General features: G+C 66.7%; 18 protein-coding genes. 10 read left to right on the top strand and 8 right to left on the bottom strand.

Features of this window, described 5'->3' with window-relative positions:
- Positions 1 to 91 precede the first annotated feature (91 nt).
- Both I4484_RS04405 and I4484_RS04400 read left to right on the top strand, forming a co-directional pair.
- Positions 92 to 607, top strand: a complete 516-nt coding sequence (locus I4484_RS04405) for a hypothetical protein (protein WP_197449803.1) — start codon at positions 92 to 94, stop codon at positions 605 to 607.
- A 92-nt stretch (positions 608 to 699) separates the two neighbouring features.
- Positions 700 to 4,647, top strand: a complete 3,948-nt coding sequence (locus I4484_RS04400) for a NahK/ErcS family hybrid sensor histidine kinase/response regulator (protein WP_197449802.1) — start codon at positions 700 to 702, stop codon at positions 4,645 to 4,647.
- A gap of 112 nt (positions 4,648 to 4,759) precedes the next feature.
- On the opposite strand, the gene I4484_RS04395 is transcribed toward I4484_RS04400, so the two are convergent.
- Positions 4,760 to 5,422, bottom strand: a complete 663-nt coding sequence (locus I4484_RS04395; protein ID WP_197449801.1) for a response regulator transcription factor — start codon at positions 5,420 to 5,422, stop codon at positions 4,760 to 4,762.
- 322 nt (positions 5,423 to 5,744) lie between these two features.
- Between I4484_RS04395 and I4484_RS21025 the strand changes: the two genes are divergently transcribed.
- The gene (locus I4484_RS21025; protein WP_197449800.1) at positions 5,745 to 6,032 is read left to right on the top strand and encodes a general stress protein; all 288 of its coding nucleotides are present in this window, start codon (positions 5,745 to 5,747) and stop codon (positions 6,030 to 6,032) included.
- Between the two features lie 195 nt (positions 6,033 to 6,227).
- On the top strand, positions 6,228 to 6,746 hold the full coding sequence (locus I4484_RS04385; protein WP_197449799.1) for a ferritin-like domain-containing protein: 519 nt from the start codon (positions 6,228 to 6,230) through the stop codon (positions 6,744 to 6,746).
- Between the two features lie 200 nt (positions 6,747 to 6,946).
- Here I4484_RS04385 and I4484_RS04380 read toward each other — a convergent pair whose 3' ends face one another.
- Complete coding sequence (locus tag I4484_RS04380) at positions 6,947 to 8,989, bottom strand: CocE/NonD family hydrolase (RefSeq protein WP_197449798.1); 2,043 nt, start codon at positions 8,987 to 8,989, stop codon at positions 6,947 to 6,949.
- Between the two features lie 17 nt (positions 8,990 to 9,006).
- On the bottom strand, positions 9,007 to 10,275 hold the full coding sequence (locus I4484_RS04375) for an ATP-grasp domain-containing protein (RefSeq protein WP_234283586.1): 1,269 nt from the start codon (positions 10,273 to 10,275) through the stop codon (positions 9,007 to 9,009).
- Between the two features lie 316 nt (positions 10,276 to 10,591).
- Between I4484_RS04375 and ligD the strand changes: the two genes are divergently transcribed.
- Genes ligD through I4484_RS04355 form a run of 4 tightly spaced genes read left to right on the top strand, consistent with a single transcriptional unit; the run spans position 10,592 to position 15,351 of the window.
- On the top strand, positions 10,592 to 13,144 hold the full coding sequence (ligD, locus tag I4484_RS04370) for a DNA ligase D (RefSeq protein WP_197449796.1): 2,553 nt from the start codon (positions 10,592 to 10,594) through the stop codon (positions 13,142 to 13,144).
- A gap of 32 nt (positions 13,145 to 13,176) precedes the next feature.
- Positions 13,177 to 13,380: a hypothetical protein gene (locus tag I4484_RS04365; protein WP_197449795.1), complete on the top strand. Its 204-nt coding sequence runs from the start codon at positions 13,177 to 13,179 to the stop codon at positions 13,378 to 13,380.
- Entirely contained in the window at positions 13,377 to 14,156 is a 780-nt protein-coding gene (locus I4484_RS04360; RefSeq protein WP_234283588.1) for a Ku protein, read from the top strand. The genes I4484_RS04365 and I4484_RS04360 overlap by 4 nt, the downstream gene beginning before the upstream one ends.
- The gene (locus I4484_RS04355) at positions 14,149 to 15,351 is read left to right on the top strand and encodes a Ku protein (protein ID WP_197449794.1); all 1,203 of its coding nucleotides are present in this window, start codon (positions 14,149 to 14,151) and stop codon (positions 15,349 to 15,351) included. The genes I4484_RS04360 and I4484_RS04355 overlap by 8 nt, the downstream gene beginning before the upstream one ends.
- Positions 15,352 to 15,411: 60 nt before the next feature.
- Here the strand turns inward: I4484_RS04355 and acs are convergent, their stop codons facing one another.
- Together acs and I4484_RS04345 are read right to left on the bottom strand one after the other, a co-directional pair.
- Positions 15,412 to 17,358: an acetate--CoA ligase gene (acs, locus tag I4484_RS04350; protein ID WP_197449793.1), complete on the bottom strand. Its 1,947-nt coding sequence runs from the start codon at positions 17,356 to 17,358 to the stop codon at positions 15,412 to 15,414.
- 151 nt (positions 17,359 to 17,509) lie between these two features.
- Entirely contained in the window at positions 17,510 to 18,079 is a 570-nt protein-coding gene (locus I4484_RS04345; RefSeq protein WP_197449792.1) for a SprT-like domain-containing protein, read from the bottom strand.
- Between the two features lie 84 nt (positions 18,080 to 18,163).
- Here I4484_RS04345 and I4484_RS04340 point away from each other — a divergent pair, with 84 nt between their 5' ends.
- Positions 18,164 to 18,808 carry a YecA family protein gene (locus I4484_RS04340; RefSeq protein ID WP_197449791.1) on the top strand — a complete coding sequence of 215 codons (645 nt, stop codon included), beginning with the start codon at positions 18,164 to 18,166 and terminating at the stop codon, positions 18,806 to 18,808.
- Positions 18,809 to 19,025: 217 nt separating this feature from the next.
- Here I4484_RS04340 and I4484_RS04335 read toward each other — a convergent pair whose 3' ends face one another.
- Positions 19,026 to 20,147 (bottom strand): phosphatidylserine/phosphatidylglycerophosphate/cardiolipin synthase family protein, encoded by a 1,122-nt coding sequence (locus tag I4484_RS04335; protein WP_197449790.1) that lies wholly within the window; start codon positions 20,145 to 20,147, stop codon positions 19,026 to 19,028.
- Between the two features lie 123 nt (positions 20,148 to 20,270).
- Between I4484_RS04335 and plsB the strand changes: the two genes are divergently transcribed.
- Complete coding sequence (gene plsB, locus I4484_RS04330) at positions 20,271 to 22,712, top strand: glycerol-3-phosphate 1-O-acyltransferase PlsB (RefSeq protein WP_197449789.1); 2,442 nt, start codon at positions 20,271 to 20,273, stop codon at positions 22,710 to 22,712.
- Here the strand turns inward: plsB and I4484_RS04325 are convergent.
- Both I4484_RS04325 and tsaB read right to left on the bottom strand, forming a co-directional pair.
- Complete coding sequence (locus tag I4484_RS04325) at positions 22,699 to 23,433, bottom strand: class I SAM-dependent methyltransferase (protein ID WP_197449788.1); 735 nt, start codon at positions 23,431 to 23,433, stop codon at positions 22,699 to 22,701. The genes plsB and I4484_RS04325 overlap by 14 nt on opposite strands.
- The gene (gene tsaB, locus I4484_RS04320) at positions 23,430 to 24,134 is read right to left on the bottom strand and encodes a tRNA (adenosine(37)-N6)-threonylcarbamoyltransferase complex dimerization subunit type 1 TsaB (protein ID WP_197449787.1); all 705 of its coding nucleotides are present in this window, start codon (positions 24,132 to 24,134) and stop codon (positions 23,430 to 23,432) included. The genes I4484_RS04325 and tsaB overlap by 4 nt, the downstream gene beginning before the upstream one ends.
- Between the last annotated feature and the right edge of the window lie 37 nt (positions 24,135 to 24,171).

The following is a 24,171-nucleotide window of genomic DNA, read 5'->3' as shown; positions in this document are numbered from 1 at the left end:
ATAATCCTACCCCGGCGTCGTCCCGGCGCCGGAACCCATCCCCCATCGGGCTTCCTTCGGGAAGCCCGATGGCTGTCAGGAAGCTCCCAACATGATTTGGCACTTGATCGCGGCGGTCTTCGCCGGACTGGGCGCCGCGGGCATCGGACTTCTGCTGCGCACCCTGAGCGGCAAGCGGCTGCCCCGCTGGATCGTCCCGGTCTTTGCCGGCCTCGGCATCCTTGGCTATCAGATCAACCATGAGTACAGCTGGTATGAGCACAAGCGCGATCAGCTGCCGGCGACGGCGCAGGTGGTCGAAACCGAGCAGGACCGGATGTTCTGGCGCCCGTGGACCTACGCCGTCCCCCTGACGGTCGGCTTCAGCGTGGTCGATCACAGCAGCATGGAGCGACGCCAGACCGACGACCACCCGTTGGTCGAGTTCATTCTGTATCGCTTCGAGAAAGACTATGTGGACCGCCTGGAGCACCAGCCGTACCTGATGAACTGCTCCTCGGCCGAACTGGTGCCGCTCATCAACGGTAGCCGCCAGCCGCAGATCGATGCCCTGCGCGAGCTGGACCGTGAGTCCGGCCTCTATCGGGCAGTCTGCGCCGCCGAGTGAATCGCCGCAGCCGGCCAACGCCACCCCTCGGCCCGAGTGTCCTCGGGCCGATATCCCTTTAGAATGGTCGGCACATGCCGGGGGGAGGAAACATGTTTGCCGGTTGGCTGCTGATCGCCGTTTCACTGCTCTACATCGCCATCCTGTTCGGCATCGCCTGGCTGGGAGACCGCAACGCGCGTCGGCGCGGCGCCAGCCGTCAGCGCCCGGTCATCTACATCCTGGCGCTGGCCATCTACTGTACCTCCTGGAGCTTCTACGGTGCGGTCGGCCAAGCCGCCACCGCGGGCTGGTCCTTCGCCAGCATCTACGTCGGCCCGATCCTCACCTTCCTGCTGTTCTGGCCGATACTGGCCAAGATGATCCGCGTGGCCAAGCGGCAGAACGTCACCTCGATTGCCGACTTCATCGCCTCGCGCTACGGCAAGGCGCAGTCCCTGGCCGCCTTCGCCAGCCTGGTCGCGCTGATCGGCACGCTGCCCTACATCGCCCTGCAGTTGAAGGCCGTGTCGACCTCGTTCGCCGTGCTGACGGAAGCAGCGGACATCACCCACACCCCGCTCTTCGGCGATACGGCCTTCTTCGTGGCCATCGTGATGGCCGCCTTCGCCATTCTGTTCGGTACCCGCCACACCGACGCCACCGAGCACCACGAGGGGCTGATCCACGCCGTCGCCTTCGAGTCGATGGTCAAGCTGCTGGCCTTCCTGATCCTGGGCGCCTACGTCACCTGGGGCATGTTCGATGGCCTCGGCGAGCTGATGGCCATCGCCGACACCCAGATGGAGCTGCAGCGTCAGCTCGCCGACCAGGATTTCGGCCGCGGCTTCTGGGCCCAGACGCTGCTGGCGATGCTGGCGATCTTCTGCCTGCCACGCCAGTTCCACGTCGCCGTGGTGGAGAACACCCACCCCAATGATGCTGCCAAGGCGCGCTGGCTGTTCCCGCTCTATCTGGTGGCCTTCGCCTTCTTCATCCTGCCCATCGCCGCCGCCGGCCTGGCCCTGTTCCCCGACGGCTCGGTGGAACCCGACACCTTCGTGCTGGCGCTGCCGATGGCCGCCGGCCAGCAGTGGCTGACCCTGCTCACCTACATCGGCGGCTTCTCCGCCGCCACCGGCATGGTGATCGTGGCCACGGTGGCGGTCTCGATCATGATCTCCAACGAGATCGTGATCCCGCTGCTGTTCCGCCTGCGCTGGCTGGATGCCCGTCCGCGCGATTACGGTCGCCTGGTGCTCCAGGCACGGCGCATCACCATCGGGGTGATCCTGGCGCTGGCCTACGGCTTCTACCGCCTGATCGGCGAGTTCACCTCGCTGGCCTCGATCGGCATGCTCTCCTTCGCCGCGGCGGCCCAGTTCGCCCCGGCCCTGCTCGGTGGGCTCTACTGGAAGCGCGGCAACCGCCTCGGCGTGGTGGTGGGCATGAACGCCGGGTTCGCCATCTGGGCTTACAGCCTGCTGATGCCGGGCATGATCCAGGCCGGCGTGCTACCGGCCGAGTGGCTCGTTGGCGGCCCCTTCGACCATCCCTGGCTGACCCCGACCGCGCTGTTCGGGCTCAATTTCGGCGACTCCTTCACCCATGGGGTGATGCTCTCGCTCGGGGTCAACCTGTTCTGCTACATCTTCGTCTCGCAGATCACCTCGCAGCGGGTGGTCGAGCGCATCCAGGCCTCGCTGTTCGTCGACAGCGTCGAGACCCGCCAGACCTCGGTCAACCGCCCCTGGACCGGCGCCACCACCGTCGGCGATCTCAAGGTACTGTGCGAGCGGTTCCTCGCCGCCGGCCAGGTGACTCGCGCCTTCGACGACTACGCGCGGCGCACCGGCAAGCCGCTGGAGGACGGCAACCGCGCCTCCATCGACGTGATCCAGTTCACCGAACGCTTCCTGGCCTCGGTGCTCGGTGCCTCCTCGGCGCGCATCGTGGTCAACTCGGCGCTGCAGGGGCGCGGCATCGGCATCTCGGACGTGATCTCAATCGTCGACGAGGCCTCCCAGGTGCTGGAGTTCAACCGCGCCCTGCTGCAGGCCACCATCGAGAACATCAACCAGGGCATCAGCGTGGTCGACCAGAACATGCGCCTGGTGGTGTGGAACCAGCGCTACCTGGAGCTGTTCCGCTTTCCCGATCACCTGATCCGGGTGGGCGCGCCGATGGACAAGATCTTCCGCTACAACGCCCATAACGGCGAGTACGGTCCCGGCGACCCCGAGGAACACGTCCAACTGCTGATCGACAATATCCGCGACGGCCAGCCCCACCGCTACGTGCGCTACCGCCAGGATGGCAGCGTGCTGGAGGTCCAGGGCAACCCCATGCCGGGAGGCGGCTTCGTCTACACCTACCAGGACATCACCCAGCAGAAGCGCATCGAAGAGGCGTTGATCCGCTCGGAGAACAATATCCGCATCTACACCGACAACGTGCCGGCACTGATCGCCTACTTCGACAAGGAGTGCCGCTACCTCTTCACCAACCGCGCCTACGAGCAGGCCTTCGGCATCGACCGCAACGAGGTCATCGGCAAGCCCCTCGAGACCGTCATCAGCGAGGAGATGGCCCGCGAGCGCGACCCTTGGATCCGCCGCGCCCTGGCCGGCGAGCGGGTCAGCTTCGAAGTGTCGATGCGTATCGCCGACGACCTGCGCTACATGCTGGTGACCTACACCCCGCACTTCGGCGACAGCGGCGCCATCCTCGGCTTCTTTGCGCTCTACCAGGACATCACCGAGCGGCGCCTGGCGGAGATCGCCTTGAAGGAGACCAACGAGACCCTGGAGGAGCGCGTGCGCGAGCGCACCCAGGCGCTATCCGAGGCCAACACCGCCCTGCGCCAGGAGAACCGCGTGCGCGCCGAGGCCGAGCAGGCCCTGCGCCAGGCCAAGCAGGTGGCGGAGGACGCCAACGCCTCCAAGACGCGCTTCCTCGCCGCCGCCAGCCACGACCTGCTGCAGCCGTTGAACGCCGCCCGTTTGTTCACCTCGGCGCTGTCTCACGAGATGGACGCCGACGACATGAAGCGCACCATCGGCCACATCGACAATTCGCTGCAGGCGGCCGAGGAACTGCTCGGCACCCTGCTCGACATTTCCAAGCTCGATGCCGGCGCCCTCACCCCGCGACGCAGTCATTTCGCCCTGGCCGACATCTTCCAGCCGCTGCGCGCCGAGTTCGAGGTGATGGCCGAGGATCGCGGCCTCGACCTGGTGGTGGTGCCGACCCGGCAATGGGTCGACAGCGACCCGCAGATGCTGCGCCGAATCGTGCAGAACTTCCTCTCCAATGCGCTGCGCTACACCCAGGAGGGCCGGGTGCTGCTGGGCTGCCGTCGCCGCAGCTCGCGGCTGACCATCGAGGTGTGGGACTCGGGCCCGGGCATTCCCGAGTCCAAGCAGGCCGAGATCTTCCAGGAGTTCCGCCGTCTGGACCAGGCCACACGGCACAAGGAGAGCGAGAAGGGCCTGGGCCTGGGGCTGTCGATCGCCGATCGCATGAGTCGCGTGCTCGACCATCCGATCAAGGTCTTCTCGCGGGAAGGCGTCGGCACCATGTTCTCGGTCAGCGTGCCGGTCGTGGCGCCGCGCAGCGCCGCCGAGCGTGCCGAGGAAGCCGCCTCGCCGCGCCGCGTGGGCAACAAGCTGGCGGGGACCCGCATCCTGTGCATCGACAACGAGACGCTGATCCTCGAGGGCATGCGCGCCATGCTGTCGGGGTGGGGCTGCGAGGTCTACACCGCCACCACCATCGGCGGGGCCAAGTCGGTGCTGCGCAACCTCGACGGCGAGCCGGATGCGATACTCGCCGACTACCACCTCGACAACGAGGTCACCGGCCTGATGGCGCTGGAGGCGCTCAGCGAACGGCTGCAGGGCGCGGTGCCGGGCATCGTGATCACCGCCGATCGCACCGAGGAGGTCGCCGAGGAGATTCGCCGCAGCGGCTACCACCTGCTGCAGAAGCCGGTGCGCCCCGCCGCGCTGCGTGCCCTGCTGACCCGTACGCTGCAGGCCAGCCGGGCGCCTAGCGCCTAACGCAACGGGCAACGGGCAACGGGCAACGGGCCACGGGCCACGGGCAGCATGCAAAACACGAGGGGCCCACGACATGATCGTGGGCCCCTCGCTCGAAGCTCGAAGCTCGAAGCTAGGATTCGACCTTGGGCGGCTCCACCTCGAGCTTCTGCGCCGCGATGACCGCCTGGGTGCGTGAGTGCACGCCCAGCTTGCGCAGAATAGCGGTGACATGGGCCTTGATGGTGGCCTCGGAGACGTTCAGCTCGTAGGCGATCTGCTTGTTGAGCAGGCCTTCGGTGAGCATGTTGAGCACACGGAACTGCTGCGGCGTCAGCGAGGCGATGGCCTCGGCGAAGCGGGTCTCCTCCTCGTTGGCATCGCCCAGGGCATCGGCCAGCTCCTGGGGCAGCCACACCTCGCCGTCGAGGATCTCGCCCACCGCCTCGGCGATCAGCTGCAACGAAGAGGACTTGGGGATGAAGCCCGAGGCCCCGTAATCGATGGCACGACGCACCACATGGGGTTCGTCGCTGCCGGACACCACCGCCACCGGAATGTCGGGGGTCTGGCCACGCAGCTGGATCAGGCCCGAAAAACCATGGGCACCCGGCATATGCAGGTCGAGCAGGATCAGGTCGGCATCGGGGTGGCGCGTGACGACCTCGCAGGTGGCCTCCATGGTGTCGGACTCGACGATCTCGGCCTGGGGCGCCAGCTGGCGCAGTGCCTGCGTCAGCGCTGCACGGAACAGCGGATGGTCATCGGCAACGATGAATTTCTGGGCAAAGGCCATGGATTCTCCTCCGGTTCCTCGAGCTCGGGGCCTGGGGCCGCCACTTGGGCTCTTAACTGTTCACCGCATGTTACCCCATGCCAAGGCGCTTCCCAAGCGAATGAAGCATGTTGTCGACAACGCTTTGGCCAACGCCGGCGGCGAGGGAACCGCAAGCGAACCGGGACAACTTTCTTTTCACTTGGAAACAGCAACCCCCTTGATGAGCGTTAAAAGCGGCTTCTATCTTCAAAGACGATGGCAAACGCCAGCAGTGCCGGATTCCCGGTAAATGGAAGTACATGCATGAATGCTCATGCGGAAAGGATTCAAGGAGATTACCATGGCACAGCGCAACCAGAATCCCGGAAACTTCGCCAACGATCCCAAGAAGGCCTCAGAAGCCGGCCACAAGGGTGGCCAGCGTAGTAGCGGCAACTTCGCCAACGACCCGCAGAAGGCCTCCCAGGCCGGCCAGAAAGGCGGCCAGCACAGCGGTGGCAACTTCGCCAATGACCCGCAGAAGGCCTCCCAGGCCGGCCAGAAAGGCGGCCAGCACAGCGGTGGCAACTTCGCCAACGATCGTCAGAAGGCCTCCGAGGCGGGGCGCAAGGGCGGCAAGAACAGCTGAATGCCGTTCTCGCGAACGCCTTGACCCACCCAAGCTGCCGGAGCGTGTTCTCCGGCAGCTTCTTCTCACTCACTGAACGGTCGCCGACAGGCATCGGCCCGGGTCACGTCGGGCCTGGTTCCGGCGATCCGGAGCCGATTCGGCCCGTACAAGTGCTCGGCTACCTCACCGATCGCAACCGCAAGGAGACAGCCCATGGGCACCGAACCGCAGACTCCCAAGCACCTGGAAGACTGGCTGCGCGATGCACATGCCATGGAGAAGCAGGCGGAGAAGATGCTGGAAGCCCAGGCCAGCCGCCTGGAGCACTACCCACAGCTCAAGGCACGCATCGAGCAACACCTGAGCGAGACACGCGGCCAGGCGGAGAAGATCGAACAGTGCATCTCGCTGCTCGGTAGCGACCTGTCCACCGTGAAGGACCTCGGCGGCAAGCTGGCAGCCTTCGGCCAGGCCATGGGCGGCATGATGGCCAGTGACGAAGTGGTCAAGGGCGGCCTCGCCAGCTACGCCTTCGAGCATTTCGAAATCGCCAGCTACAAGGCTTTGATCCAGGCGGCGGAGAAGGCCTCCAAGCCGGAAATTGCCCGCATCTGCGAGGATATCCTCAGGGAAGAGGAAGCCATGGCCGAATGGCTCGGCCAGCATCTCGACGCGACCACGCGCCAGTTCCTGGAGCGCTCGGAGGACGGCGACCTGCGCGCCAAGACCTGAGCACCGTTTCCCGACACATCGCGAATGCCCCTCCGTAGGCCCCTCGCTTCCCCGGCGCTCCGCCGGGGTTTTTTGTGGCATTTGTCGCAAGCGCGCCTGGCGCCAGTGAGGGACTCGAGACCAGCGTGGCGGTCGCAGCAGCAGCGCCACGCCAACAGCGCCGCCCCGCGAGGGGACGGCGCTATTCGCAGGCCATGGCCCTACATGTGATCGCGGGGAATCACCTTCTCCCAGTTCTTGGAAAAGACCCGGTAGTCGTCTTCATAGGCATCGAGCTGAGCGTGGACGAAGAAATTGCTCTCGTCGCAGCTCAGGATGCTGCGCGTGTAGATTTCCACGTTCCAGTCGTCGCGCTTGAAGGAGCGCTCGGTATAGGTCTCGCCGCGCGCCGAGGTGAAGTCGTCGTTGACGGTGCTGTACCACTCCCGAGTACTGCGGCGCACCTCGGTACCGATGTCCTCGATGCGGAAGTGCCCCTGGTCGTTGATGACTTCCAGGGTCGACTCCTTGGTCGCCAGGTCGCGATGCAGCAACCAGTTGTGCTCGCTGGCGGAGAAGGTATGGGTCTCCAGCGGCGGGGCCTCCTCGGGCTCGTCGAAGCCGGGCAGCCGCGTATCCTCCTCGCCCGGCGTTCGCTCCGGCAACACCAGCGCGCAGCTGTCCGGGTAGATGTCCACCTGGGCCGGCTCCGGCGGCAGCCAGGCCAGCGGCCAGTAGGAGGTCGAGACCGACAGGCGCAGCTGGTGACCAACCGGAAAGCACTGGGCGATGCCGTTCATCGGGATGCGCACCCGATAGCGCCGATGCGGCACCAGCGGCTCGGGATCGGCGTCGCTGTCACGATGCGACAGGTTGAGCAGGCCATAGGTGACGCGGGTCGACTTGCCATCCGGCGCCACGTCGGAGAGACGCACGGCCAGCATCGCCTGCGGCTTGTCGCAGGAGAGCTCGAACTCCACCATCGGCATGCCGAAGATCTCGAGCGGCTCGGCCAGCTGGCGGCTGCTGAAAATCAACGAACCGCCATCCTCCTCGCGCTGGTCGCCAGGCAGGTCCGGCGTGGCGGCATAGGAGCACCATTTGCCCGCCGACTGCCCCACGCTGATGGGAGACTGCAGCGCCAGCGCGCTTTCATGCCCTTCCTGCTGATGGGGGCCGCCATGCCCCTCGCCCATGGCGATGGTATAGGGACCCAGGCCGTAGCGCCGCATGCTGATATTGTCGGACGGCCAGCTCGCCTCACCTATCCAGCGGCCGGGACGCTCGTCGTACGAGGTGTCCGGCGGCACGCTGTGTTGCTCCCAGGCACGCAGCATGGGTTCGTCCATGATGCCGGTGTCCTTGCCCTTGAGCCAGTAATCCCACCAGCGCAGCGATTCCTGTAGAAAGCCGATGGCCGGCCCGGGGATACCCTGATGGGGGTACTTGTGGCCCCAGGGCCCGATCAATCCTTTGCGCGGCACTTCCAGATGCTGCATTAGGCGCAGCACGGTATTGGTGAAGCCGTCTGCCCAGCCGCCAATGGCATAGACCGGACACTGGATCGCCGAGTAGTACTCGTTGACCGAGCTGGTGGACCAATAGGCGCTGCGACGCTGGTGCTCGATCCACTGCTCGAGCCACAGCCCGCTGTTCTCCATGCGGTCGAACCACATGTCGCGCCAGCGGTTGCCGACGATCTGAGGGTCTGGCGGCAGGGTATTGAAGGCGAACATCACGGTCGCCTCGGACAGGTTGTCGCCGAGCAGGCAGCCGCCCATGTAGTGCATGTTGTCGGCATAGAGATCGTCGCTCGAGCAGATGCTGATGATCGCCTTGAGCGCCGGCGGCTGCTTGGCCGCCACCTGCAGGCTGTTGAAGCCACCCCAGGAGATACCCATCATGCCGACATTGCCGTCGCACCAGGGCTGCTCGGCGAGCCAGGCGATGGCATCGACGCCATCCTCCTGTTCCTGCTGGGTGTACTCGTCGGTGAGCACGCCGTCCGAATCGCCGCTGCCGCGCATGTCGACCCGGACACAGACATAGCCGTGTCCGGCCAGGTAGGCATGGTTGGCGGCATCCCGCCCGCGGGTGATATCGCGCTTGCGGTAGGGGATGTACTCCATGATTGCCGGCAGCGGCGTGCGCTCGGCCTCCTCCGGCAGCCAGATCCTGGCTGCCAGCTGAGCCCCGTCACGCATCGGGATGAAGACGTTCTCTATCTCGCGAACCTGGTAGGGAAACGAGTCTACGACACTCACGGTTCCTCCTTTCGGGTTCATTGAATGGGTTCGATCTCGAACTGGAGCGCCTCCAGGCAAGCCTTGTAGCGCTGATCGACCTGTTCGTGATCCTCACCCGCAACATAGAGGGTTCCCAGGCGGTAGCTAAAGCTGTCCTGGTGCATCAGCTCGCCCAATCGATCGCCCGGCTGCACATCGATCCGCACCTTGGTCCCGGGAAAGCGATCGGCAAGCGCCTCGATCTCCTCACGGCTCGGAACTCGCCGGACGATACCATCCTCGTGCTTGTAGGGGATGAAGCACTTGGCGGCGACGGCATGCTCGCCCAGGCGGTTGGCCAGGGAGGGCCGCTCACCCAGCGCGATATCGACGGCCACCTCATGGTTCGACATGCCGTCGACCATGATGAATATCTCGCTGTGGGACTGGGAGATACGCGTGTTGACCTCGATCAGCCACAGCTTGTCTTGCGACTCATCCCAGAGGAACTCGGCGTTGAAGCAGCCATTGTCGTAGCCGATATGCTCGAGAAACTTCCTGGAGACCTCGATCATCTGACGGTGGACGGGCTCCGGCAGGTGGCTGGGGTATTCGATACGGTCGTAAGGCGCATCGCTCATCTCCGTGCTGGGCTGGGAAATGATGCCGTGCACGTTGAATTCACCGCGATAAACGGTCCCCTCCGGAGCGCCCTGCACGCCTGCGACGAGTTGCTCGGCGATACAGGAATTGCCGTCCATGTGCTGGATTTCCGGGGGCAACTCGGCATGATTCAGCGCCTCGTTGAAGGGGTCGCCCAGCTGACGGATGCCTTCGCGAATCTCCTTGATGGCTGCATGAAACTGCTCGTCGTTCTCGATCTTGAAGCCCAGATGCGAGGAGAACGCCTTGACCGGCTTGATCCAGAATGGGTACTTCAGAGAGACCTGAGAGAGCGGGTCCTCCGCAAAGGGATCGACGCCACAGAATTCCGGTACCACTTCGGGAACGACTTTCTGCTGCTCGAGCCGGCTCCAGTACTTGTGTTCGCACTTGAGCACGCTCTCAACCGAAGGCGAGGGGATGTCGTACTCCCGGCACAGGATCGGGACCATCACACTCGTGGGAAAGTCCCACTGGGCCACAATGGCGTCTACGGAGCCATAAAACGACTCGAGCTTGCTACGTGCCTCATCCAACAGGGCATTGAACGAAAAGTTGGGCGACTCGACAGCCTCCTTGACCGACAACAGGCTGTGCACCTTGACCTTTTCCGAATGCCGTAGAGTTTCCAGCTCCTGGCGCTGCTGGTCTTCCAGCGCCACGACAAAGATATTCCGCTTCATCCGTCTATCTCCATGACAGTTGCGAGGGAGAGCCAGTCAGTGGCTTTCCTGTGTTCCATACACTTCTCAAGATAAGTAGCCTCCGCCCAAGGTTCCATGAGGAAGACGATTCTTTACCCTTCCAAACCCCGGGAAACAAAACGGCACGCAAAGGCCAATGACTTGCTGGCGAATCGGGCCGGTGAGACCGGGAAACGCCGCGGCGGCGTGCCACGGATTTGGCCCCCGCGCCAAGCGGGGCTAGGCTGAGAGGCGAGGCCTTTTGCCTGAGCGTCAGCGGCCAAGGATGGAGCCGATGGAACGACTCGAGGAGTACCGCCGCAAGCGCGACTTCACGCGGACGCGCGAGCCCGCCGGCGAGGCGCGAAGCGAAGCCGCCGCGGGCAATCTCTACGTGATGCACAAGCATGCGGCGAGCCACGACCACTTCGACCTGCGCCTGGAGCAGGAGGGCGTGCTCAGGAGCTGGGCCCTGCCCAAGGGGCCGAGCCTCGAGCCCGGCGAGAAGCGCCTGGCCGTCGAGGTGGAGGACCACCCGCTGGAGTATGGCGAGTTCGAGGGGGTCATCCCCCAGAAGGCCTACGGCGGCGGCACCGTTATGCTATGGGACCGCGGCACCTGGCAGCTCAAGGGCAAGCCCAAGCCGGATCGAATCGACATCGAACTGGACGGTGAGCGGCTCAAGGGCAGTTGGACGCTGACCCGCATGAGCGGCAAGCGCCAGGACAAGCACGGGCGCAACTGGCTGATGATCAAGCGCCACGACGACAAGGCGCGCATGGAGGATTCGCTCACGGTGGAACTTGACGCGAGCGTCGCCAGCGGGCGCAGCATGCGCGAGATCGCCGAGGATCGCGATAACACCTGGGGCTCGGCCGACGATGCGGGTGAGGCCACGCTTGCCCCACCCGACCCCAGCGGCCTCGACGGTGCCCGGCGGGCGAAGCTGCCGCGCGAGGTGAAACCGCAGCTTGCCACCCTGGCCCGCGAGGTGCCGGCTCAGGGCGAGTGGATCCACGAGATCAAGCTCGACGGCTATCGTCTGCTCGCGCGTATCGACCAGGGCGAGGTGCGCCTGATCACCCGCAACGGCAAGGACTGGACCCACCGCTTCCCCGAGATCGCCCGGGTGCTAGAGCCGCTGCCGGTGGATTCGGCGCTGCTCGACGGCGAGGTGGTGGCCATGGGCAAGGACGGGGTCAGCCGCTTCGGCGACCTGCAGGAGGCGCTGTCCAGCGGCCGCACCGCTGCCCTGGCCTATCAGGTGTTCGACCTGCCCTATCTGTCAGGCTACGACCTGGCCGGCGTGCCGCTGCTCGAGCGCAAGCGCACCCTGGCGGCACTGCTCGACGCCGCCGACATGGAAAACGGCACGATTCGCTACTCCGACCATCTCGAGACCCACGGCAGGGCCTTCCACGAACGCGCCTGTCAGATGGGTCTCGAGGGCATCATCTGCAAGCGCGCCGACAGCCGCTACCAGCAGAAGCGCAGCCGCAACTGGTTGAAGGTCAAGTGCGTCAGCCACGAGGAGTTCGTCGTCGGCGGCTATACCGACCCCGGCGGCTCGCGTAGCGGCTTCGGCTCGCTGCTGATGGGCGCCTACGGCAGGCAGGGACTGGTCTACGCCGGCCGCGTCGGCACCGGCTTCAACAACCGCCTGCTGGAGCGGCTGAGCGCCACCCTGCAGGCACTCGAGGTGAAGCGTTCGCCCTTCCACGGCAGCGTGCCGGACGGTCGCTCGGTGCACTGGGTACGCCCCGAACTGGTGATCGAGGTGGAGTTCACCGAACGCACCCGCGACGGCCGCCTGCGCCACCCGGCCTTTCGCGGCCTGCGCGAGGATCGCAACCCGGAGGAGATCCGCATGACCCCGACCAAGGAGATGGCCGCCCAAGGCACGCCGGAAGAGCACGACAGCCCGGGCAAGCCAGCCACCCGCAAGCGCAGGGACGAGACCTCACTGCTCGGCGTACGCCTCACCCACCCCGAGCGGGTGCTGTTTCCCGAGCAGGGCCTGACCAAGCTCGACCTGGCGCGTTTCTACGAGCAGATCCACGAGTGGGTGCTGCCCCACCTGGCCCGTCGGCCGCTGTCATTGGTGCGCTGCCCCCAAGGGCGCAACGACGAATGCTTCTTCCAGAAGCACCCGCGCCGCGCCATTCCCGCCAGCGTGCCGCGTATCGACGTGCCCGAAAAGCAGGGCAGCGCCGAGTACGTCTACGTCGAAACGGCCGCCGACCTGATCGGCCTGGTGCAGGCCGGTGCGCTGGAGATCCACCCCTGGGGCAGCCGCATCGATCACCTGGAACAGCCCGACGGGCTGGTATTCGACCTCGACCCCGACGAAGGCATCGCCTGGAAGGAGATCCTGCGCGTCGCCGGCACCCTGCGGGAGCGCCTCGAGTCGCTGGGGCTGACGCCCTTCCTGCGCACCACCGGCGGCAAGGGCTTGCACCTGGTGGTGCCGCTCGAACCCAGCGCCGAGTGGGAGCAAGCCAAGGCCTTCGCCAAGGGAGTGGCCGAAGCGCATGCCAAGGACGACCCCAAGCGGCTGACCACCAACATGTCCAAGGCCAAGCGCGAAGGGCGTATTTTCATCGACTACCTGCGCAACGGCCGCGGCGCCACGGCGGTGGCCTCCTATACCGTGCGCGCACGCAGGAACGCCCCGGTGGCGGTACCGATCCGCTGGGACGAGCTCAACGCCGCGCTACGCGCCGACCGCTACAACGTCGGGAACCTGCGGCGGCGGCTCTCGGCGCTGGGCGAGGACCCCTGGGCGGGGTTCGACGAGGCGGCGCGCCCGCTGGATACCCAGCTGCTCAAGGCCGTGGGCGTGAAGTGACGACGGCCTGGATCACGACCCGGAGGAACGAGATGAGCGATGCGCCGTGGTGGATGGAGTCCGGCCCCGAGACCTGTCAGTTCTGCCTGCGCACCTTTCACTATGAGGCGGGTTACCACTGCATCTACTGCGACCGGCCGATCTGTCCGGTCTGCGTCGAGACACGCTACGAGAGCCGCGAGACGCTGTGCCCCGAATGTCATGAGGAAGATGCCTACCAGAAGGAGAAGCGATGATGGCGGCACGGGCGATGTGGAAAGGCGTGATCCGCTTCGGTGACGTGGAGGTACCGGTCAAGCTCTACTCCGCGGTGCAGGATCGCAGCGTGCACTTCCGTCTGCTGCACGAGAAGGACCGCTCACCGGTCAAGCAGGCCATGGTCAATCCCGACACCGAGGAGATCGTGCCTCACGCCGAGACCCGCCGCGCCTATCGCACCGACGAGGGCAGCCTGGTGGTGTTCGACAAGCAGGAGCTCGAGGCGCTGGAGCCGGACTCGGGCCGCGATATCGAGGTGATCCGCTTCATGCCGCCGCAGGTGATCGACCACCGCTGGTACGACCGGCCCTACTTCCTCGGCCCGGATGGCAGCGAGTCGCTCTATTTCGCCCTGGCCGAGGCGCTGGGCAACAGCGGCAGGGAGGGCCTGGCACGCTGGGTCATGCGCAAGAAGAGCTATGTCGGCGCCCTGCGTCTGCATCGCGGCGTACCGATGCTGATGTCGCTGCGCCACGAGGAGCAGGTGGTACCGGTCGACGCACTGGAGCCCCCCAAGGGCAAGGCACTCGACGCCAAGGAACTCGACATGGCACGCCAGCTGATCGGCATGCTGGAGGCTGAGTTCGACCCCGAGGCATACCACGACGAGTATCGCGAGCGGGTGCTGGAGCTGATCGAGGCCAAGCGGCGCGGCAAGCGCGTCAAGGTCACCCCGATTCGCCGGCGCGAAGCTTCCGACGATCTCTCCAAGGCGCTCGAGGCCAGCCTCAAGAAGGAGCGCAAGCGTGCCTAGCCCGAAATCGAAAACCAAGCCCACGCCGAAGGACAAGCGCCGCACGAAGGAAAAGGACGAATCGGCCCAGGGCGAGGAGAACAAACGCTTCCACGCCAGCGGCCCGCGCCCGCTGTGGTCGGGCACCATCACCTTCGGTCTGGTCAGCCTGCCGGTCAACCTCTACCCGGCCAACCGCCCCAAGCCGGTGTCGCTGCGCATGGTCGACCGCGACGGCACACCGCTGGCGCGGCGCTACTTCTGCGAGAAGGAGGAGCGCGTGCTCGACTACGACGAGCTGATCCGCGGCTACGAGGTCGAGAAGAACGAATTCGTGGTGGTGGAGGATCGCGAGCTCGATTCGCTGGCGCCGGAGAAGTCCCAGGAGATCGATCTCAAGCGCTTCGTCGGCCTCGACGAGATCGACCCGATGTACTTCGAACGCGCCTATTTCATGACCCCCGACAAGGGCGTGACCAAGGCCTACCGTCTGCTGGCGCAAAGCATGGAGGCCACCGGGCGCGCCGGTATCGCCACCTTCGTCATGCGCGGCAAGGAGTATCTGGTGGCGATCATTGCCGAGAAAGGCATCCTGCGCGCCGAGACGCTGCGCTTCGCCGAAGAGCTGCGCACCCCGGACGACATCGACCTGCCCGAGCCTTCCAAGGTCGACAAGAGCAGAGTGAAGGCGATGCAACAGGCCATCGAGGCGCTGAGCGAGGAGGATCTCGAACGCGAAGCGCTACAGGACCGGCAGAGCCAGCGCATCGTCGCGCGTGCCGAAGAGAAGCTCGAGCGCGGCGAGGACGTGATCGCCCTGGGCGAGGAGGACGCGCCCGATGTCGAGCCGGAACAGGGCGGCGAAGTGATCGACCTGATGCAGGTGCTCAAGCAGAGCCTCGCCGAAGGGCGCCCGCCCGGCCAGGATAGGCGCGAAGACACCGGCAAGGGCCAGCCGGATGGGCGCGGCAAGCCGGCGGCCAAGCGCAGCGAGACCAAGAAGCGCCCCTCAGGCCAGCGCGGCGCGGGCAAGAGGGCCGCCGGAGAGAGCGACGGCAAGGCGGCACCACGCGGCAAGCGTCGGCCCGCCGAGCTGGCCGAGTTGGAAAACCTCTCCCGCGACGAGCTCTACGAGCGCGCCCAGCAGCTCGACGTGCCCGGCCGCAGCCGCATGAGCAAGGCCGAGCTGGCCAAGGCCATCGCCAGCGCAGGCTGAGACGAAAAAGCCGGCCCGAAGGCCGGCGAGGTCGTTTCTAGCAATGGGACGCTGGACAAATCAGCGGTTGGCGCGATTCTCGATGAGGTCATCCACCACGCTCGGATCGGCCAGGGTGCTGGTATCGCCCAGCCCATCGGTCTCGTTGGCGGCGATCTTGCGCAGGATACGGCGCATGATCTTGCCCGAGCGGGTCTTGGGCAGACCCGGCGCCCACTGGATGACGTCCGGCGAGGCGATCGGCCCGATGTCCTTGCGCACCCACTGGGTCAGCTCCTTCTTGAGCTCGTCGCTGGGCTCGACGCCATCGGTCAGGGTCACGTAGATGTAGATGCCCTGGCCCTTGATGTCGTGTGGGAAGCCCACCACGGCGGCCTCGGCCACGGCTTCGTGGGCCACCAGCGAGGACTCGATCTCGGCGGTGCCCATGCGGTGGCCGGAGACGTTGAGCACGTCGTCGACGCGGCCGGTGATCCAGTAGTAGCCGTCCTCGTCGCGGCGGCAGCCGTCACCGGTGAAGTAGTAGCCCTTGTAGGTGGAGAAGTAGGTCTGCACGAAACGCTCGTGGTCGCCCCAGATCGAACGCGCCTGACCGGGCCAGGAGTCGCTGATCACCAGGTTGCCGTCCACGGCGCCTTTCAGCTCGTTGCCCTCGCTGTCGAGCAGTGCCGGCTGTACGCCGAAGAACGGCAGCGTGGCCGAGCCCGGCTTGAGGTCGATGGCGCCCGGCAGCGGCGAAATCATGATGCCGCCGGTCTCGGTCTGCCACCAGGTGTCGACGATCGGACACTGGGAGTTGCCGATCACGCGGTAGTACCACTCCCACGCCTCGGGGTTGATCGGCTCGCCCACCGAGCCCATCACGCGCAGCGTGTCGCGCTTGCTCGAGTTCATCACGTCGTCGCCGTGCGCCATCAGTGCGCGGATGGCGGTCGGTGCGGTGTAGAGGATGTTGACCTTGTGCTTGTCGACGATCTCGCCCATGCGGCCGTGGGTCGGGTAGCTCGGCACGCCCTCGAACATCAGCGTGACGGCGCCGTTGGCCAGCGGGCCGTAGACGATGTAGCTGTGGCCGGTGACCCAGCCCACGTCGGCGGTGCACCAGTACACCTCGCCGTCCTGATAGTCGAAGATATACTGGTGGGTCAGGCTGGCGTAGACCAGGTAGCCGCCGGTGGTGTGCTTGAGCCCCTTGGGCGCGCCGGTGGAGCCGGAGGTGTAGAGGATGAACAGCGGATCCTCGGCGTTCATCTCCTCGGCCGGGCAGTCGGTCGCCTGCTTGTCGACCAGGTCGTGGTACCAGAGGTCGCGGCCCTCCCTCCACTCGATCTCGCCACCGGTGCGCTTGACCACCAGCACGTTCTCGCACACCTCGGTGCCCTTGCGGGTCAGGGCGGCATCGACGTTGTCCTTGAGCGGCACCTGCTTGCCACCGCGCACCGACTCGTCGGCGGTGATGACGAGCTTGGAGTCGGCGCCGATGATGCGCTGGGCCAGGGCATCGGGGGAGAAGCCGCCGAACACCACCGAGTGCACGGCGCCGATGCGGGCGCAGGCCAGCATGGCCACCGCCGCCTCTGGGATCATCGGCATGTAGAGGGTGACCACGTCGCCCTTGCGAACGCCGAGCTCCTTGAGTGCGTTGGCCAGCTGGCAGGTCTTGGTATACAGCTCGCGGTAGCTGACGTGCTTGGAATCCTTGGGATCGTCGCCTTCCCAGATGATCGCGGTCTGGTCGCCGCGTGTCTCCAGGTGCCTGTCGAGGCAGCTCACGCTGGCGTTCAGGGTGCCGTCCTCGAACCAGCGAATGTCGACGTTATGCGGATCGTAGGAGGTATGCTTGATCTTCGTCGGCGCCTTGAACCAGTCGATGCGCTTGGCCTGCTCGGCCCAGAACCCCTCGGGGTCGTCGACGGACTGCTTGTACAGGGCCTGATACTTGTCACGATCGATCCAGGCATTGGCGGCGATGTCGTCGCGTACCGGATAGACTTTCTGATCGGTCATTGGCTAGCCTCTTCCAGGAGATGCACCCTCTCGGTGGATGTTACCGGCTGCCTTGTTATGGATTGCGCCGGCATCAGATTCGCCCTTCAGCATATACCGTCGAAGCGGGCCTAACTCTTAGACCTTGGTATCACGATTTTTTCTTTATGAATCATACATTTGTAGTAACTTTTCCATGCTCTACAAAGGGCTGATAGACCAAGGTCTGAGCACACGACAAACAGCGGTAGCGGCGTCCATTGCGCGCCAGCGAGTGACGACGTGAAGTGAAGAAGTGCTCCTGGCAGCCACAATGATAGCGATAAGGCGTGGGGCTCGCGCGTTCGACATCGAAGCGATGGGTCACCCGCGGCTCGAGCCCGAACAGCCGTGTCATCACGGTGCGCCACTCGCGCCCGTGGGGCTTGGCCCGATGACCATCGCTCAGGTGCCGGACCAGCCAGTGAGCCATCTCGTGGGGCACCACCTCGCTGAGAAAGGCATGGCGGTTCTCGCGGTACAGCACCGGGTTGAAGCGCAGCCCGCCACGGCCGTAGTGGGCCTGGCCGGCGCACTTGCCACGCAGGTCGCACCAGACCCCGGGCCGGGGCAGCCTGGGATGGTAGTCGCGACACAGCTGCCAGGCCACCTCCACCCGCTCCAGCAGGGCGTGGTGTAGCGCGGCATCGTCGAGACTTGCCAGCCACTCGGGGCAGGGATCGGAGAGCGCAGGTCGTTTCATGGGTGCTAAAATGACGTCCCGCCACGGCGCTGTCCAGCCCAGCGCGGCCACGTTCCGCCTTCACGATGCCATGCGAGAGGCCCGATGTCCGATACGCCCCTGCCCCAGCCCCTGCTCGAGGACGACGAACTCGAGCGCCTCGATGAGTTTCTCGACTCCGAGCGCGTCGATCCCGATGCTCTGGACCTGATCTCGGCCCATGGTTTTCTCGTCGCCCTGGCCGTGGCGCCACGCGAGATCGAGGCCGCAGCCTGGGTGGCCGAGCTGTTCCACGGCGAGCCGAGCTTTACCGACGACGCCGAGCGCAGCGAGATCCTGGGCCTGCTGGAGAAACTTCGCGGCAACGCCATCGACACCCTAGAGCAGGGCGGCCTGCCCGAGCTGCCCTTCGAACTCACCCTGGACGGCTCGGTCCCGGAGGAGACGCCCATCGGCGACTGGTGCGCCGGCTTCATGGAGGGGGTGTTCCTCGACGAGGCCGCCTGGTTCGAGCAGGACGAGGAGACGGTCGCCACCCTGCTGCTGCCGTTCATGGCGCTCTCCGGCCTGTTCGACGACGAGCCGGACATGGCCGACATGACGGCGGACACCGCGCGCCTGGAGTCGCTGGCCGCCCAGCTGCCCGACCTGGTGCTGGACCTCTACCTGCACTACCGGGTACCGCCCGAGACACCCAAGCCGGTGCCGCGCAAGAAGAAACCCGCGGGCCGAGGCAAGGGCAAGCGGTAAGCGTTCCCGGCTTCGGGCTTGGGGCTTGGGGCTTGGGGCTTCGGGCTTCGGGCTTCGGGCTTCGGGCTTCGGGCTTCGGGCTTCGGGCTTCGGGCTTCGGGCTTCGGGCTTCGGGCTTCGGGCTTCGGGCTTCGGGCTTCGGGCTTCGGGCTTCGGGCTTCGGGCTTCGGGCTTCGGGCTTCGGGCTTCGGGCAGAAGTTTAGCTCGTGGCTCGTGGCTAGCGCAGCCGCGTCAGCCAGGCATCGAAGCTGCCGAACAGCCACTCCTTGAAGCGCTGCCAGCGCGGGCGCCGCACCCAGGCCTGGTAGGTGATCTCGTGGCTGGCGGTGAAGTTGCGCTCGAACAGCGCCGCCACCTCGCCGGCGAAGCGGGTATCCTCCACCTCCTGGTTGGCTTCCAGGTTCCAGTGCAGGCTCCAGTGGTCGAAGTTGCACGAGCCCAGGCTCGACCACTGGTCGACCAGCGAGAACTTGGCGTGAATGAAGGTGGGCTGGAACTCGAAGATGCGCACGCCGGCGCGCAGCAGGCGCCGGTAGAAGCGCTGGCCGGCATAGCGCACCCAGGGGTGGTCGTGGCCTTGGCCGGGCAGCAGCAGGCGTACGTCGACGCCGCGGCGAGCCGCACGGGCCAACCGCATGCGCAGGCTGAAGGTGGGCACGAAATAGGGCGTGCACAGCCAGATGCGACGCTGGGCCGACGACACCCGGCCATACAGCGAGTGGCGGATGGCCTGGTAGCGATAGCCCTGCCCCCACACCACGCGGCCACGCATGGCGTGGTAGTCCTCGTGTGGGTGGAACTCGAGCTGGAGGTGGCGTACCAGAGCCGCATCGCCGGCGCCACGCGTCATCGGCGAATCCCATACCCGCGAGAACAGCCTTACCCAATCGGCAACGACCGGCCCCTCGATACGCACCGCCACCTCGTACCAGGCTTTCAGGAACTCATCGACCGCGCCGAAGCCGCCGGTGAAGGCGATGGCGCCGTCGACCACCACCAGCTTGCGATGGTCACGGGTCAGGTTGCGTGCCAGCGAGTGCAGCCCCAGCGGGTTGAACAGCCGCAGCGCCACGCCGGCCTGCTCCAGGCGGCGTCGATCCTCGCCGCCCAGCCCCATGGAGCCATAGGCATCCAGCATCAGCGCGACCGTCACGCCGCGCGCCGCGGCACGGCACAGCGTATCGATCAGCGTCGTGGCCAGCTCTCCCGACTCCATCAGGTAGAGTTCGACGAGGATCGAACGGCGCGCCCGCTCCATGGCCGTGAACATCGCCGGCAGGAAGCACGACGACTCCGCCAGCAGCTCGAACCGATTGCCGTCCCGCCACATGCCATGCATGGCACGCCTCCCGTCTCCTTGCCTGCCGTGATTGACGCACGTTTGCCCGTCGAGGGAAAGCACCTGACCCGAGCCTGGCGCCATGGCTATACTGGCCCCTCGATTCGACCTCGAGGCAATCGGATGGCCCTAGCCCAGACTCTGCTCGCTGCACTTCACGCCCCTTGGAAGGGCTTGATCAAGGCCTGGGTCGAGACCCGCCTCATCGAACCCGACCCCGGCGACCTGCACCTCGACCCTGCCCACCCCACCCTCTACGTGCTGCCCCACCCGGCGCTCTCCGACGCCCTGTTGCTCGACGTGCTGTGCCAGCGCCATGGGCTGCCGCCGGCACGCGGCAGAATCCGCCTGGAGGATCGCGAGCTGCCGGCCAGTGTCGCACTGCCCGCCAGGCAGCGCCGGCTATGGCAGCACAGGCGCGCCCTGGAGGCGCCCTTCCGCCAGGCGCTGGAGTACCTCGCCGAGCACCCCGAGGCCGATATCCAGCTCGTTCCGGTGAGCGTGTTCTGGGGGCGCGCGCCGGGCAAGCGCTTCGGCTTCTGGCATCTGCTGGCGGCCGACAGCTGGCAGTTGACCGGGCGCCTGCGCCGAGCGCTGTCGGTGCTGGTCAATGGCAAGAGCGTGGAGGTGCACTTCGGCGCGCCGCTCAAGCTTCGCGACCTGCTGGACGCGCGAGGCCCCGCCGTGGCCAATCGCAAGAGCGCACGCCTGCTGCGCGTTCATTTCCGGCGCATGCGCACGCGCGTGCTTGGCCCCGACCTCTCGCACCGCCGTACCTTGATCGAGGGCGTGGCGGCGAGCCCCGAGGTGCGTCGGGTGATCGGCGAGCTGGCGCCGGCCGAGAAGCGCTCCCCGCAGCGGCTCCAGCGGCGCGCCCTGCGCTACGGCCGCGAGATCGCCTCGAACATGACCTATCCGGTGCTGCGCTTCATGGACGGCCTGCTGCGCCGGCTGTGGAACCGGCTCTACGATGGCGTCGAGGTACGCGGGCTCGAACGGGTCAAGGCGCTGGCCGGCGATCATACGCTGGTCTACGTGCCCTGCCATCGCAGCCACATCGATTACCTGCTGCTCTCCTACGTGCTCTATCGCGACGGCCTGATGCCGCCGCACATCGCCGCCGGGCGCAACCTGAACATGCCGCTGATCGGCCCGCTGCTGCGCCGCGGCGGGGCCTTCTTCCTGCGCCGCAGCTTCCGCGACAAACCGCTCTACGCCGCGGTCTTCAATGAGTACCTGCACCGCCTGCTGGAGCGCGGCCATCCGCTGGAGTACTTCATCGAGGGCGGCCGCTCGCGCAGCGGGCGCATGCTCGCGCCACGCCCCGGCATGCTGTCGATGACGCTGCGCTCGTTCTGCCGCAGCGCCGCGGGCACCAGCCCGCCCCGGCTCGCCTTCGTTCCCGTCTACGTCGGCTACGAGCGCATCATCGAGAACGCCAGCTACCAGCGCGAGCTGCGCGGCGGCAAGAAGCGCAAGGAGACGCCCTTGGCCCTGCTGCGTGTGCTCGGCCAGTTGCGCCAGCCGTTCGGCAAGGTCACGGTCAACGTCGGCGAGCCGCTGGCGCTCGGCCCCTGGCTCGATGACACCACGCCGGGCTGGCGCGACGATCTCGGCCCGGCCAAGCCGGCCTGGCTCAACCAGGCCGTGCCGCGGCTCGGCGACGAGCTGGCCCGGCGCATCAACGCCGCGGCGGCGCTCAACCCGGTCAACCTGGTGGCGCTGGTACTGCTGGCCACGCCGCATCACGCCATCGAGGCCAGCCTGATGGCACGCCAGCTCGCCCTGCTGGCCGCCCTGCAGCGCCACGGGCCCGGGGGGCAGCACGTCAGCCTGCCTCGGGGCGAGCCCGACGCCTGGATCGACGAAGTCGTGGCGCTGGGCATGATCGAGCGCCGCCCCCATGCGCTGGGCGACATTCTCACGGCGACGGCGGAACAGGCCAGCCTGCTGGTGTGGTATCGCAACAACGTGCTGCACCTCTTCGCCCTGCCCGGCCTCGCCGCCTTCGCCTTCCGCCATGCCCCACGCCACGACCTCGACAGCCTCCAGGCGCAGCTCGGCCCCCCCTGGCCGATCCTGGCCCGAGAGCTGTTCCTCGAGCCGGCCGCCCTGCCCCAGGCGCTACCCGCCATGCTGGAGGTGCTGTGCCAGGAGGGCCTGCTGCAGCCCCATGCCGATGGCTGGCAACGGCCCGGCACGCTGGAGGCCGGCGAGCAGCTACGCCTGCTGGCGAGGCTGATGCAGCCCTCGCTGGAGCGCGGCTACCTGCTGCTGACGATCCTGCTCAGCCAGCCGGCCGGCACACTGGGGCGCGAAGCCCTGGCGGAACGCAGCCAGCAGTTGACCGAGCGCCTGGCCCTGCTCACCGGACGCGACGCACCGGAATTCTTCGATCGCAAGCTGTTCGCCAGCCTGATCGACAGCCTGGAGGCCGAGGGCTGGATCTGGGAGCGGGAAGAGCGGCTTTGGTATGACGAGCGGCTGCGCAGCGCCGCGCAGCGCACCGGTGAGCTGTATGACCCGGCGCTGAGGCATCGGCTACAGCTCATCAGCCACGGCTAGGAGAAGCCTTCAAGGAGCGATGGACATAGAGGTCGTAGCGGCTGGTCTTGCCTTCGATGGCGTGCTGCGGCGCCGGGCCCTCAATGGGCGGTGCCTTGCGTGGCCGCTTGACCACCACGCGGTGGCTGGCCACGTCCAGCGCCGCTTCGAGCAGCCGCGGCGCGTCGGCATCGTCGCCGGCGAGCTCGCGGAACAGACGCATCTCCTTCTTCACCAGCGCCGACTTCTCGCGGTGGGGGAACATGGGGTCGAGGTGAATCACCTGGGGCGCCACCGGGCCGGCGGCGACCAGCGCGGCGAGGTCGCGAACGGCGTCGCCATGCACCAGGTGCATGCGGGCGACGATCGCCGCCGCCTCGGGGTCGGCGGCGGCGCGCGCCAGGCCATCCTCCAGCAGGGCGTGGATCGCCGCCACGCGCTCGATCAGCAGCACCTCGGCGCCGAGGCTCGCCAGCACGAAGGCGTCGCGCCCCAGGCCGGCGGTGGCATCGATTACGCTAGGGGTCACGCCGGCCGCCAGACCGCAAGCACGGGCGATGAGCTGCCCCCGTCCACCGCCGAAGCGGCGCCGATGGGCGGCACGGCCTTCGGCAAAATCGACCCTGAGCGGCTTGCCGTAGCGGGCCGGGTCGCCGGCCAGCACCAGGGCATCCCCTTCGCGGCGCAACGTCAGCTCGCCACTTTCTGACTCAGTGTCTCGCGGCCGGTCGCGACGGTTCATTTGCCCTTCTGCCACGCCACCTGGTCGCGCAGGTAGATCGGCTGGGTCTCATGGGCGGCAGGACGAGCCCCCTGGGCATAGTCTCGGGCGGCCAGCAGTACCATTTCCTCGGCCGCCGGCTCGGCTTCGGCGTCGCGCCGGCTGATGGCTGCCTGCACCTCGGCCGGCATCGCCTCCCACAGCGACCAACCCGAGCCGATGGCGTACCAGCCCTCGCGGCCGTCGGCCGGGGGCAGCTGCAGCTGCTCGGGCGGCATCACGGCCTCCGCGAGCAGTGGCTCGGTCGCACCGTCACGACAGCGCCAGGCGGCGACGTAGATCTCGCCCATGCGCGCATCCATGGCGGTGACCACATTCGCGACACCGTGACGACGATGAGCCGCGAGGGCCAGCGCCTCGAGGGTCGACACGCCGAGCAGCGGCAGGTCCAGGCCGTAGGCCAGCCCCTGTGCCGTGCCGGCGGCGATGCGCAGCCCGGTGAAGGAGCCGGGGCCACGCCCATAGGACACAGCGTCCAGCTCGGCGACGGTCAGGCCCGCCTCGGCCAGCACCTCGTCGACCATCGGTAGCAGCCGGCGGGTATGTTCGCGGGGGGTCAGGGCAAAACGGGACACCAGCCTCGGTTCGCCGCCACCACGCTGGATCAGCAGGGCGGCGGAGCAGGCGCTGGAGGAGGCATCGAGAGCCAGCAGGTTCGGCATAGGGAAGCGTCGGGTCAGGGCATGGGCGGATCATTAT

The sequence above is a fragment of the Halomonas sp. SS10-MC5 genome (genome assembly GCF_015992245.1).
In the GTDB taxonomy this organism is placed as follows: domain Bacteria; phylum Pseudomonadota; class Gammaproteobacteria; order Pseudomonadales; family Halomonadaceae; genus Halomonas; species Halomonas sulfidoxydans.
This window is presented reverse-complemented; position numbering and strand designations above follow the sequence as displayed.